Origin of the sequence: Veillonella parvula (genome assembly GCF_032550495.1) — a bacterium.
Classification (GTDB): Bacteria; Bacillota; Negativicutes; order Veillonellales; family Veillonellaceae; genus Veillonella; species Veillonella parvula_G.
The window spans coordinates 802130-816028 of record NZ_JAWFZJ010000001.1 but is presented as its reverse complement, the minus strand read 5'-3'; the positions used below and the strand labels follow the sequence as shown (position 1 = coordinate 816028).

The following is a 13899-nucleotide window of genomic DNA, read 5'->3' as shown; positions in this document are numbered from 1 at the left end:
TTGGGGTTTAGCCGTTATCTTTAGGTTAAGGAGGGGGACCATGCGGTTATTTATTGCGGAAAAGCCATCCATGGCTCGCGAAATCAGTAAATGCTTGCCAGAAAATAAGAATATCCAAAAGAGGAATGGCTATTTTATCCAGGGTGACGATGTGGTGACCTGGGTAGTAGGTCATGTACTGCATCAGGCTGAGCCCGGAGATTACGATGATAAATATATCCGTTGGCGTCCTCAAGATTTGCCTATCGTGCCAGCTGAGTGGAAATTGCTTGTCACAGATAGCAGTCGTCAACAGTTTGAGATTGTAAAAGACCTTATCGACAAAGCTGATATCATCGTCAACGCAGGTGACCCGGATCGGGAAGGGCAACTCTTAGTTGACGAAGTTTTGTACTATGTAGGTAATACAAAACCAGTACAGCGTATTCTATTAAATGCCCTCGATGAAAAATCCATTCGTTCTGCACTTGATGATTTGAGAGATAACAAGGACTTTCACAATCTATATCAATCTGCATTGGCAAGAGCACGGGCAGACTGGCTCATTGGGATGAATTTATCTCGGGCATATACATTATCTGAACGTTATAAAGGTAATAAGGTAACATTGCCAATTGGTCGTGTAAAGACGCCAACATTAGCTCTTGTTGTACGTAGAGAACGAGAGTTAGCTGCATTTAAACCAGTAGACTATTTTACTGTAAAGGTATTATATAACCATCCTAATGGGGTGTTTTGGGCGACTTGGCAGCCTACAGACGAACAAAAGGGGCTTGACCCAGATGGACGACTCATTAATAAAGCTATTGCTGATGAATTAGTAGAACGTTTACAAGCTGGACCAGACGGTTTTATTAAAGGTGTTACAAAGTCTAAGAAAAAAGATGTACAACGATTGCCTTTATCCTTATCATCCTTACAAGTATTGGCAGGTAAAGCCTTTTCTTATGATCCACAGACTGTACTTGATACAGCGCAAAAATTATATGAAAAGAAATTAACTACCTATCCACGTTCTGATTGTGAATATTTACCACCCAATCAATATGATGATCGCAATACAATCCTCAACAATCTACAAAATGCAGGTGATGAGAGATTAGCACAGTGGGCTGCCGATGCAGATTGTTCTATTAAGAGCCGTGCTTGGAATGAAAAGAAAATTACTGCCCATCATGCTATTATTCCTACAACGGTGGCTTGTAATATAAATAGCTTGTCCCATGAGGAACGAAATATTTACTTCCTCATCAGTCAAGCTTATATTGCTCAATTTTATGGGGAGCATATTTATGAACAAACTAAAATTGTAGTAGAACAATGCAAGGAAGACTTTGTTGCTAATGGCCGTGTAGTTATCGAAGAAGGTTGGAAGTTGCTTTATAAGCGGCAAAAGTCTAAATCTACGACGGACAATGACGCGCCTGATCTAACCGATGAGCGTGGAGCTGAATCAGATCCTAAAAAAGAGGTTGTTGAAGAAGCGGACCACTTACCAGCGGTTAAAAAGAATGATACTGTATTATATACGGATTCATCTGTAGAGGCTAAACAAACAAAGCCACCATCCCGTTTTACGCCGTCCACATTACTACAAGCGATGAAGGAAATTCATAAATTCGTAAAAAATGAAGATTTGAAAAAACAATTAAAGGCTGTATCTGGTATTGGTACAGAAGCAACGCGGGCAAACATAATTGATGAGCTTATCAGTCGAGGCTTTATGAAAACGTCAGGGAAGAAGCAAGTCTTATCTCCAACGGAAACGGGCTATCTCTTAGTAGATGCTCTGCCAGAAGAGCTGCTTTATCCTGATGAAACAGCTGTTTGGGAAGAACGCTTAGCACTTATGAGCGAAGGCGAGGATACATTAGATTCCTTCTTAGCGGATCAAATTAATTTTTTACAATTATTAATTGATAAACTTGGTTTTGATAAAGTAGTAAACTCTGATCAAATGATGCCAAATGTGGTACGAACTATAACGAGTCAAAATCGTAAGCGCCCTATGGATAGTGAAAGCGTAGACTTGTCTTCCTTACCTGTATGTCCTAAATGTAAAAAAGGACGTTTGCAACAGCGGAATGGTAAATTTGGTGCCTTTTTAGGGTGCACGAATTATCCTAGGTGTAAACATACGCAGCCAGTAGAAGGGGATACTTCTAGTGTTGAAGGTAATATTGAAGTATCTGATGAAGATAAACAATATAAATGCCCTAGATGTAACGTAGGTTATTTTGTGAAACAAGAGGTGAGAGGTCGAACAAACTGGATTTGTAGTAATCGATCTCAATGTAAGACCCAATGTTCTGATGTAGATGGGGTACCGAGTATTTATGTTAACAAATCTAACATTACTTAGAAATGATTGTTTTTATTGTAAATAATAAAAAGACGCGTACAGCTTAGCTGTACGCGTCTTTTTTGAAAATGTTCTTGTAGAAGAAAAATTGTTTCATTTAGTTTAGGATATTAAGCCGAATTTTATCTGCGTTTGCCACGACGCCCCGTTTGGGAGGTAGAAGCACGGCGTTGGCGTGTATTGGAGCCTTTGTGGCCTCGTGCTTTGTGAGCTTTCGCCTTAGTGGATTGGTAAGTGCTTGTAACCTTAGGTTTACTAGCTGATTTTGTGCGTTTTGGCGCAGTACTGGCGTTGCCCTTAGTCTTAATCTGACCATCTTTTGTATATTTGGTAAGCGTAGCTTGAATAGCTCGTTCAATACGTCTTAACCAAGCCTCATCCTGTGGAGTTGCAAATGTTACAGCAATACCTGAGTTACCAGCACGACCTGTACGTCCAATTCGATGGATATAGTAATCTACATCGCGAGGTACGTCGTAATTATATACATGTGTGATACCTTCAATGTCGATACCGCGAGCCGCAATATCGGTAGCTACTAAGATTTGTGTTTTCGCTTTTGCAAAGTCTCGTAGAATTTGTGTGCGACGACCTTGTGTCAAGTCACCGTGCATTTCTGCAATATTAAGCCCTGCTGCGGTTAACTCGTAGGATAAACGAATGGCACCTTCCCGTTTATTACAGAATACAATTGCTAAGAATGGATTGTCATCTTCAATCATTTTGATGAGACGTTGTGTTTTTTCTTCAGGATTCATCATATACACTCGTTGATCAATTGATTCGAGCGTGATATGTTTGCCTTCTGCTGTTACAGAAATAGGTTTAGACATGTATGCCTTTGCGAGATTTCGGATTTTATCTGGAATTGTTGCAGAGAATAGCAACAGTTGCCTATTAGCGTCTGTTTGGCTAATGAGATTTTCAATATCTGGTAAGAAACCCATATGCAACATTTGGTCTGCTTCGTCTAGTACAACACGGCGAATACAATCTAAATGTAGGGAACCGCGTTTTGCGTGATCTAATAATCGACCAGGTGTACCTAGAATAACTTGAGGACGACGTCCCAGTTGCTGTAGTTGGGCTTCAATAGTTTTACCACCGATGAGAGGGAGGATATCTACATTTAAAATAGAACCTAGTTCCTTCGCTTCGTCGGAAATTTGTTTAATTAGTTCCCGTGTAGGTGCAATGATAAGCACTTGTTCTTGATGAACATCAGTATGTACACGTTGTAAAATTGGCAGTAAGAAGGCTAGTGTCTTCCCCGTGCCTGTTTGAGCTTTTGCTATGACATCATTCCCTTTAAAGACGACAGGAATGGATTGTTCTTGAATTGGCGTGGGCTCCTTGATACCTTGTTTTTGTAGGGCTATGATGAGCTCATCACAAACACCTAAAGATTTAAAAGATTTCATGGATTGTCCTTTCTATAATACATATTATATTAATTATACAGTATGCACATACTAGGGGCAAATGAATTGAACTTGGAAGATTTATAGTCTTAATATATTCTAGACTCAAAAAAATATTATAGTACTTTCGAATATATTTTTTTGATAATATATAGAAAAATATTGATATAATTAAGTGAAATGAGAAATGAAAACATTAAAATAACTACATTTAAACTATTTATAAACTGTTAATTGAGAATGTGTTAGCATTTGTAAATGATAATCTTTGTAGTGTTTATTGATTACTGTATCTAAATATATAGCCATGAAATATTAAATTTCAGCTAGTATTCAGTATTTTATTAGATAATCATATAAATAATCTCATATTAAATATGATAATAAAATATAGATATGAGATAAAAATAAACCATAAAAATGATAATAATTGTTGAAATTAATGCTTGATTTGATATAATAATTTAAGATATTAATACGCATTATTATTTGGTGTGTTTAATATGAGGTTGTTAGGTACAATAATTAGGAGGTGTCGTATGGCTATCAAAAAGTTAAAAGACATGAAACCAGGTGAGTCTGGTCTTATTGTTGCACTACATGGCAGTGGTAATGTTAAGCATCGTCTAATTGACATGGGTCTTGTAAATGGTACAAAAATCCATGTTATGAAGTTTGCCCCTTTGGGGGATCCGGTGGAAATCAAAGTAAAAAACTTTGAATTAGCACTTCGTACAAGCGAAGCTGGCATGATTGATGTAGAGGTTCAATAGGAGGTTCACATGGCAGAAAATGGGCAAATTCGCATTGCCTTAGCAGGTAACCCTAACTGTGGTAAAACTACAATGTTTAACAATATCACAGGGGCGAAGCAACACGTTGGTAACTATGCCGGCGTTACAGTAGAAAAAAAGGAAGGCCATACGAACTTTGATGGCCATGAGTTATTGTTTATTGACTTACCAGGTACATATAGCTTAACTGCACGTTCCTTGGATGAGTTAGTAGCGCGTAATGTTATCGTAAATGATAACCCAGATGTTATTGTTAATGTTCTTGATGCATCTAACTTGGAACGTAACTTATATTTAGCTGCACAATTATTGGAACTTGAAAAGCCAATGGTTATTGCTCTAAACATGGCTGACGTTGCTGAAGAAATGGGCATCAAATACGACCTAAAAAAAATGGCAGAAATGACAGGGGCTACAATTGTTAGCACAGTAGGTCGTACAAACATTGGTACAAAAGACTTGTTAGAAGCAATAATTAGTGTAGCTGCTTCTCAAAAAGCTCCTGGTGTAACAATTAACTATGGTGATTTGTTAGAAGGTAAAATTAGTGAGCTTGTAGAATTGCTAAAACAAGCGGGCACTGTTACATATCCACTTCGTTGGATTGCTGTTAAGTTGTTAGAAAAAGATGCTGACGTTATTGGCAAAGTTATGCGCTTTGATAATACGGAAGCTGTTATTCAAAAGGCTGAAGCTATTCGTGAAGAAATTAAGGATCAAGTTGATCTTGATATTGTCTTCCAAGAATATCGTCACCGCTTTGCAGTAGAAGTATATAATACATGTTTAACACAAGCGCCAACTCAATTGGAAACACGCTCTGACCGTTATGACAAAATCTTAACGCATCGAATTTGGGGCTTACCAATCTTCATGGTTGTTATGTACTTATTGTTTGCGTTCGTTAACTTCGTTGGTGGTATTCCTCAAGGTTGGATCGAGGATGGTTTCGCTGCATTACAAGCTTATGCGGTTCAGACTATTCCAGAGGGCCAATTACAGTCACTCGTATCTGATGGTATTATTGCCGGCGTAGGTGCGGTACTTTCATTCTTACCATTAATTTTATTACTCTTCCTTGGCATTTCTTTCTTGGAAGATACAGGTTATATGGCTCGTGCAGCCTTCGTTATTGACCGTGTAATGCGCGCATGTGGCTTACATGGTAAATCCTTTATTCCTTTATTATTGGGTTTCGGTTGTTCCGTACCATCCGTAATGGGTGCCCGTATCCTCGACAACTACAAGGATCGAATGGTTACGATTTTGATTACACCATTCATGAGTTGTTCTGCACGTTTGCCAGTGTATATCTTATTTGCAAATGCGTTCTTCCCAAATGGTTGGGATAGTACTTTAGTTGTATTCTCTGTATACTTCTTGGGTATCATCTTCGGTATTATCTTTGCAAAAATTTTCCGTAAGTTCTTATTTGCTGGTGAAGCAGAACCATTTGTAATGGAATTACCTCCATATCATTTGCCTACATTGAAAGCTACATGGATGCACATGTATGAACGTGCTAAATTGTACATCATTAAAGCCGGTACTTTCATTATGGCTGCTTCCATCTTGATTTGGTTCATCACTGCATATCCAATGGATGTAGAATACTCCAAAGATTATGATGCAGTGAAAGAACAAGTTGCTCAAGAGTATGAAGTAAAAGATGCAGCTACATTATCTCAATTCGGTATTGCTACAGATGACCAAAAAGATGCAGTTGATAAAATTGTTGAAGATATGAAATCTACTGTACAAGATGCTACTGATGCTGCTAAGCAAGCAGGAGAAGATGAACCTGAAGTAGCAGTAGAGGATGATTCTGAAGCACCTGAATTATTCAATGATATTAAAGATGAAAATAAAGACTTGTTCCCAGCAGCATGGGCAATGTATAAAAACAGTGCTAACTTAGATGCTGAAAATGACAAACTTGATAAAGAACAAGCTGCTGAAAAAATTGAACAATCCTATGCAGCATCCTTTGGTAAAGCAATCAACCCAGTACTTGAACCATTGGGCTTCGACTGGAAAATGGGCTTATCTCTCGTAGCTGGTTTAGCGGCTAAAGAGGTAGTAATTTCTACATTGGGTACAGTATATGCAGTAGGTGGTGATGATAAAAATCCAGCTCCATTGACTGATTACTTACAAAATGATCCAAACTTCTCACCATTGATTGCATTAACAATGATGTTGTTCGTATTAATTTACCCACCTTGTTTGGCAACATTAGCTGTTATCAAACGTGAAACAGGTTCTTGGAAATGGGTTGCATTCATGTTCTGCTATGAAAATACATTTGCATGGATTGCATGTTTCATCTTCTATAACATTGGTCGCGCATTAGGTTTCTAATCTAGAGTCGCTAAATAGGAGAGTTTAGCCACCTTTAGATTCTTTAAACAAAAATGAATTTAAAAATTGCGATTTTGTTATAAGTAATTTAAAAATAATACTTGATAATTATCAATATTCGTGGTTAAATGATAATGAGAAAAGGGAAATATCCTTTAGATATTGCTTTTATCTTGTTTATCACTAATACACATATTATAATTTAGTAGATATTGAGAAAGAGGCATAATAATGGATAATCTTGTTATAGGACTCATAGTTGTATTAGCATTAGCTTATATCGGTAATAAATTTTACAAACAAATGTCTGGTAAAGGTGGCTGTGGCTGTGGTGGCGGTAGCTCCAAGTCTGGCTCTAAAAAATCTTCTGGTTGCGGTGGTAACTGCAGCTGTGATGGTTCCAATAAAGCACTAGGCATTAAACGTACTGCTAAGTAAGCTAATACGAATTCTGAATTTGAATGAGGGGTCTCTATAATGGCTCCTCTTTTCAAATATAGTAATTAAATTTTTTATCATATTTAGTAGAAAGGAATATTATCATGTTCAACATCGATCAAAAAAATCTTAAAAACGCTAACTTATTCGCAGCAGGTCTTGCATTGGGTACTGTAGGTCTTAAAGTTTTAACTTCCAAAGACGCTAAAAAAGTATATGCTGGTATCGTAGCAGCTGGCCTTCGCGCTAAAGAAACTGTATTAGAAACAGCTGAAAAAGTACAAGCATCCGCATCTGATGTATTGGCAGAAGCTCAAGAAATCAACGAAGCACGCAACGAAGAAATCTTTGAAGAAAACAAATAATTAGAGGATTGCACATATGTTACAATTTTCTGTAGTAAAAAAACTCAGAAATCGCTTGCATGTTAAGGTAACTGGTCATCACTTTACAGAGGCTGAAGCAGCTTATGTAGAGGATACATTATTCCTTAATGATGCAATTGTAGATGTAACCTTCTACACTCGTAGCAGTCAAATCGCCATTAAACATACTGGCGATATTGATGCTGTGCGTGATGCAGTGCTAGGTCTACGCGATTTAGATTTGTCTGAAGCTCCTGCTTTGAACGAATATTCTCCTCGCTTGGTAAATAAAAAATACCGTGAAATGATGATCAACCGTACTGCACTTTACTTAGGTAAAAAAGCAGTGCTTCCTGCACCGATTGCGGCTGCATGGGCTTGGTTTGACGGTATTAAATTTATTGGTAAGGCTATTAAAACATTGTGGCAACGTAAGTTAACTGTCGAAGTACTTGATGGTGTAGCTATTGGTGCTGCTTTACTTCAAAAAGACTACCCAACAGCTAGTGCTGTTATGTACCTATTGGGTATTGGGGATATTTTGGAAGAATGGACTCACCGTAAATCCGTATTGAATCTTGCTCAAAGCATGTCCTTGAACGTAGATAAAGTATGGGTATTAGTTGACGATATCGAAGTGAGCAAGCCCGTTAACGAAGTTGTAGCAGGCGATCAAATTATCATTCGTCAAGGCGAAGTGATTCCATTGGATGGCGTCGTTATCGATGGTGTTGTTCTTGTTAATGAAAGCTCCATGACTGGTGAACCAGAAGCGGTTCGTCGCGATCAAGACAGTTCTGTATATGCAGGTACTGTTGTTGAAGACGGTAAAGCTATTGTAGAAGTACGTAGCACATCCAAAACATCTCGTTACGAAAAAATCGTTAACCTCATTGAAGAGTCTGAACAAATGAAATCCGGTATGGAACAACAAGCATACCGCATGGCTGATAAATTAGTTCCAATAAGCTTTATTGGTGCTGGTTTAACATACTTGTTGACTCGTAATGTGATGAAAGCATTGTCTTTCGTAATGGTTGACTTCTCTTGTGCTCTTAAATTATCCATTCCATTAGCAGTACTTTCCGCTATGCAAGAAGCATCTAAACGCGGTATCACTGTTAAAGGTGGTAAGTTCCTAGAACAAATTGCACAAGCAGATATGATTGTGTTCGATAAAACAGGCACTCTTACTAAAGCTGAACCTGAGTTTGAACAAATTATTCCATTTAACGGTCATGATGCAGATGAAATGTTGAAATTAGCTGCATGTATTGAGGAGCATTTCCCTCATTCCATGGCAAAAGCAATTGTACGTGCTGCTAAGGATCATGCATTACCTCATAAGGAAATGCACTCTGACGTAGAATACGTTGTGGCTCATGGTATTGCATCTAAGGTTGGTCGCTATCGTGTACGCATTGGTAGTGCTCATTATATCTTTGATGATGAAAAAACAAAGATTCCTGCTGATGAACAAGAAAAATTCAATAATTTACCAAATACATCTTCACATATTTACCTCGCTATTGGTGGTACATTAGCAGCGGTTATTTGCATTAAAGACCCTGTACGTGAAGAGGCAAAACAAGTTATAGCTGATTTGCATGCATTAGGCATTAAAAAGGTTGTCATGATGACTGGTGACTCTAAGCGTAATGCACAACGCGTAGCTGATGAACTTGGTATTGATGAAGTGCATGCAGAAGTATTGCCAGAAGATAAGGCAAGTTATGTAAAACAAGCCAAAGCTGAAGGCTATACTGTTATGATGGTAGGGGACGGTATCAATGACTCCCCAGCAATTTCTGAGGCTCATGTTGGTATCGCTATGAATGAAGGCGCTCCAATTGCTCAAAAGATTGCGAATGTTACTATTTCTTCCGATAATCTACAAGCTCTTGTAGATTTGCGCCGCATTTCTATTGCATTGATGAAACGTATCAAAGCAAATTACAATGGTATCGTTGGTTTCAATGGTGCTCTTGTTGGTGGCGGTGTACTTGGCTTTATGCCACCAAGTCAAACTGCTTGGTTGCATAATCTATTCACATTGGGGATCGGGCTTGAAAGCATGACACCATTGTTGAAAAAAGAAGAACCAAAGGAAACTGTTCCTACAATTGATGTAACAGCTGATTCTGTAGTAGCTTAATCAAAGGAACCTCCATATAGGTATTGATTTACCTATATGGAGGTTTTTCTTTTTTGATGACATTTATCTATGATTATTGTAAAATACAAGGAGATTACATATCGTAGGAGATTTATATGAACATTTTGATAGATATTTGCAGACGCTCCTTCTATTTGAATCTATTTATTGTGGTAATTCCCATTATTGCATATATGATTCATAATGGATCGAGTGCGACAGTAGCACTAGTATGGTATTTGTTGTTATCCTTGTGTATGCCTTGGGCCTATTTATCATTTAAAAGCAGTACCTTTGGTGAGGGTAAATCTATAAGTCGTATCGCTTATGTAGTGAGCTGGGTTGTCGTTCACGGTATCAGCTATAAAGGAATTTTCTTAGGTATTGATTTATCCATGTTGTGGGGATGGCCAACAGTAGGTCGTGATATAGCCTTTTTATTAGCTATGTATTTTAGTGTCACATTTAGCTTGATTATAGCTTATGGCTTAACTCGATTGGTGGGAGACCGTAATGAATAAAAGTTTTTGGTTATTTACGTTAATTTGTTCACTTTTTGTAAGTGCTATTACGACAGTACTTTCATTAAGTGGGGCACTATCAATACCCATTTTAGTGTTCCCCGTTTTGTCGCTAGTCATACCAATTATGGTGCGACGACTAAAGAATGCCAAGTTTAACGATGATTTACCGCTAAGCATGGGCTATCATGCTTATAGTTGGGCTTGGTGGACGGTATTTTCGTTTCTTCATACACCATTTAGCTTTAATGTAGATAATGGATTAGCAAAAGTACTACTTTTATTTGTAGTATATTTTATCGTTCAAGTTCTTATTGAGCTATGTGGTTTGTTAGCCACAAAGTATTTCAATCGTACTCATCGATGGGGAATGATTGATGAAGCGTTAGATATAATTGCCTATACTATACCGATTCCGTTCTTGTATATTGCTTCAATCTTATATATAGATTTACAAGATCCGATGGTATATTTTATGTATGCATCATCCATGAATGTAAATATATTATTTGCTGAACTTGTATTATTATTAGTTTCTTTATTGGTCTTTGTATTCTATTTGTATCCAAGAGATTTAGCATATAAGGGTGTACGTTTGTTGCGTATCATTATTACTGCAGGCATATGGCTTGCTATGAACGCCCATATCTTGTATGGTGGTTATATTCCAGAATTTATATTATCTTTAGTTCCCACCGTTTTTCCAACGTACCAAGGTAATCCACTAGTGTTTGTAACTCCAACTTTATTAGAAGCTGGTATGACAGGTGGAGCAGTGATTATAGGTGCATTGGTAGAGCGTGGTATTATTTCACGACGCCGTGAACGTATTTAATTTCTAGTTTCGACTTATATCCGTAAGGAATGAGAGCGAAGGAGGATCTATGAACAACATTGAACGTCCATTGGATGATAACTCAACTGTATCAATCCACGACAATGAAAAACTGAAGCAAGTTGAACGTAAAGAGGCCAAGAAAGAGAAAAAAAGTGGCATTACGATTCGAGAATTGACAATTATTGGTCTACTAGCAGGTATCACTATTGCATTAGGGCTTTCTGGTTATGGTATTATTCCATTAGGGCCGCTAAATGTAACAACTTTACATGTACCAACTCTAATTGGTGCTATTGTAGAAGGACCAAAAGTGGGGGCCTTTGTTGGCTTTATCTTTGGTTGCTATAGTTTGTGGCAAAATATTACAGCTCCTAATATTTTATCCCCACTATTTATTAATCCAATCATTTCCGTATTACCGCGTATACTTTTCCCAGTATTAGCATATTTGGTATATCTATTATTGTGGAAAGCACCGCAAGGTCCGCGTATTATTGTTTCTGCTTTTATGGGGACTGTATTTCATACGATCATGGTTATGGGATTAATCTTCTTACTCTATGCAGATATGTTTGCTCTTAAAATGAATCTTAGTCCAGATCAAGTATTAGGCTCTATTGTATTCTTGTCTGTTACACATGGTATTCCAGAAGCAGTTTTTGCTGCTGTAATTGTAACACCGGTGGCAATGGCTTTACGAAAAGTATTGCGTAAGGATGCTCCTAAGAAAACTAAAGGTGAAGCTATGCGAGACACAAAAGTTACAGACCATCAATTAGGAGAAACTGAAGTGGTAGAAACCAAATAAGCTGAAGTTGTAGACGAAAATATAACGAAATAGTATTTTACAGGCTTTTTATAAATATGATAAAATAAATATCATTCGATAAGTATTGAGGAGGATAATCATGGCTAAACGTATTCGTACTATCAACACTGAATCCTTACAAAAAACTGCTAAAACTGGCGGTTGTGGGGAATGTCAAACATCTTGCCAATCCGCTTGTAAAACAAGCTGCACAGTTGGTAACCAAGTTTGCAAACAAAAATAATGAAGAGGCTCGCTTAGCGGGCCTTTTTTATTTATGTTTTAAAGACATACATTGTATAGTATATCTTTATGACTCTTTTTATAACGTTTAGTGTGGAAATGTGGTACAATTATCTAGAAAGTTCTATATACTAGAGCTTTTACCATACAAATCAATTGGAGGTACCATGTTAGAATTAAAACCAATGATCCATAAGTTTCGGATGAAGGATAACTATTACTGCTTAGACGTAAATAGCGGTATTATCCATGTTATCGACGAACTCATCGATAGAGTTCTTGACATATATGATGGCACTAATCGCGATGCTGTACATGCTGCGTTAGATGCTAAAGAAGATGCAGTAGAACTAGATGAGATTATGGACGAGTTAGATGAGCTCATCAAAGCGGAGCAATTATTTGCACCGATGAGTAAAGAGTTTAAACTTGTAGTAGGTGAGAAACCTATTGTTAAGGCATTATGCTTAAATATTGCTCATGATTGTAATTTAGCATGCAAATATTGCTTTGCTAGTCAAGGTGATTACGGCGGTGTTAAACGAGAATTGATGAGCTTTGATGTAGCAAAACGAGCTGTGGACTTTCTTATTAAAATGAGTGGACCTCGCCAACATTGTGAAATTGACTTTTTCGGTGGTGAGCCATTGTTGAACTGGGATGTTGTTAAGCAAACGGTTGAATACATTGAATCCATTCAAGAAAAGCACAATAAGATATTTAAGCTTACATTGACTACGAATGGTATGCTTTTAACACAAGATAAAATCGACTATGTAAACAAACACAAGATGAGTTTAGTATTGTCGTTGGATGGTCGTGAATCCGTACATAATGCAATGCGTCCAGTAGCAGGTAGTGGTGCAGAGTCTTATAAATATATTGCTAAAAACCTTATCAATGCAGTAAAACAACGTCACGGTCTTGAATATTATGTACGTGGTACATATACTCATAAAAACTTAGACTTTACTAAAGACGTTATGGCAATGTCTGATCTTGGCTTTGAGCATTTGTCCATGGAGCCTGTTGTCGGTGAAGAAGGGGATTATGTGCTTCGTGAAGAAGATTGGCCAGCTCTAGAGAAAGAATATGAAAAATTAGCAGATATTTATTTACAACGCCAGTTAGAAGGCTGGGGTGAGAAGTTTAACTTCTTCCACTTCCGCATGGATTTATATCGTGGGCCATGTATGGCGAAACGCCTTCGCGGTTGTGGGGCAGGTCATGAATATATGGCAGTCGTACCTAATGGCGATATTTACCCATGTCACCAATTTGTAGGTAAAGATGGATACGTGCTTGGTAATGTGTATGATGGTTTACAAAATACAGAAATTCCTAAAGATTTCCGCAATACACATGTATTCTCCAAACCAACTTGTGCTGAATGTTGGGCGAAATTCTTCTGTTCTGGTGGTTGTCATGCTAACAACATTACATTGGGTGGCGATCTAGAAACACCTTATGAATTTGGTTGTCGTTTACAGAAGAAACGCATCGAATGTGCTATTATGATTCAAGCCGAATTAGAACAAGCTGGTATTGATGGAAGTATTCCTGTTGCATTAGGTTAATTACACTTGATTCTCC

12 protein-coding genes are annotated in these 13899 nt (G+C 37.6%); 11 read left to right on the top strand and 1 reads right to left on the bottom strand.

The window, feature by feature from the left end; translation table 11 throughout:
• Positions 1 to 40 precede the first annotated feature (40 nt).
• Positions 41 to 2362 (top strand): DNA topoisomerase 3, encoded by a 2322-nt coding sequence (locus E6X37_RS04005; RefSeq protein ID WP_316689531.1) that lies wholly within the window; start codon positions 41 to 43, stop codon positions 2360 to 2362.
• A 122-nt stretch (positions 2363 to 2484) separates the two neighbouring features.
• Here E6X37_RS04005 and E6X37_RS04000 read toward each other — a convergent pair whose 3' ends face one another.
• The gene (locus E6X37_RS04000) at positions 2485 to 3783 is read right to left on the bottom strand and encodes a DEAD/DEAH box helicase (protein ID WP_024061223.1); all 1299 of its coding nucleotides are present in this window, start codon (positions 3781 to 3783) and stop codon (positions 2485 to 2487) included.
• A 539-nt stretch (positions 3784 to 4322) separates the two neighbouring features.
• Between E6X37_RS04000 and E6X37_RS03995 the strand changes: the two genes are divergently transcribed.
• The 10 genes from E6X37_RS03995 (at position 4323) to scfB (ending at position 13883) form a co-directional block, all read left to right on the top strand.
• On the top strand, positions 4323 to 4556 hold the full coding sequence (locus E6X37_RS03995; RefSeq protein ID WP_004697076.1) for a FeoA family protein: 234 nt from the start codon (positions 4323 to 4325) through the stop codon (positions 4554 to 4556).
• 9 nt (positions 4557 to 4565) lie between these two features.
• On the top strand, positions 4566 to 6938 hold the full coding sequence (gene feoB, locus E6X37_RS03990; protein ID WP_005387093.1) for a ferrous iron transport protein B: 2373 nt from the start codon (positions 4566 to 4568) through the stop codon (positions 6936 to 6938).
• A gap of 231 nt (positions 6939 to 7169) precedes the next feature.
• A complete protein-coding gene (locus E6X37_RS03985) occupies positions 7170 to 7376 on the top strand; it encodes a FeoB-associated Cys-rich membrane protein (protein ID WP_004697259.1) in 207 nt (68 codons plus the stop codon).
• A 104-nt stretch (positions 7377 to 7480) separates the two neighbouring features.
• On the top strand, positions 7481 to 7741 hold the full coding sequence (locus tag E6X37_RS03980) for a DUF6110 family protein (RefSeq protein ID WP_004697111.1): 261 nt from the start codon (positions 7481 to 7483) through the stop codon (positions 7739 to 7741).
• Positions 7742 to 7757: 16 nt separating this feature from the next.
• Entirely contained in the window at positions 7758 to 9896 is a 2139-nt protein-coding gene (locus E6X37_RS03975; protein WP_024061222.1) for a heavy metal translocating P-type ATPase, read from the top strand.
• A gap of 116 nt (positions 9897 to 10012) precedes the next feature.
• On the top strand, positions 10013 to 10417 hold the full coding sequence (locus E6X37_RS03970) for a hypothetical protein (RefSeq protein ID WP_008600576.1): 405 nt from the start codon (positions 10013 to 10015) through the stop codon (positions 10415 to 10417).
• Entirely contained in the window at positions 10410 to 11252 is an 843-nt protein-coding gene (locus tag E6X37_RS03965) for a hypothetical protein (protein ID WP_101928143.1), read from the top strand. Before E6X37_RS03970 ends, E6X37_RS03965 begins: the two co-directional genes overlap by 8 nt.
• Positions 11253 to 11301: 49 nt before the next feature.
• Entirely contained in the window at positions 11302 to 12063 is a 762-nt protein-coding gene (locus E6X37_RS03960; protein ID WP_101928144.1) for an ECF transporter S component, read from the top strand.
• A gap of 100 nt (positions 12064 to 12163) precedes the next feature.
• A complete protein-coding gene (gene scfA / locus E6X37_RS03955) occupies positions 12164 to 12307 on the top strand; it encodes a six-cysteine ranthipeptide SCIFF (protein WP_004693318.1) in 144 nt (47 codons plus the stop codon).
• Between the two features lie 166 nt (positions 12308 to 12473).
• Positions 12474 to 13883 carry a thioether cross-link-forming SCIFF peptide maturase gene (gene scfB / locus E6X37_RS03950; RefSeq protein WP_004693319.1) on the top strand — a complete coding sequence of 470 codons (1410 nt, stop codon included), beginning with the start codon at positions 12474 to 12476 and terminating at the stop codon, positions 13881 to 13883.
• The last annotated feature ends 16 nt before the right edge of the window (positions 13884 to 13899 follow it).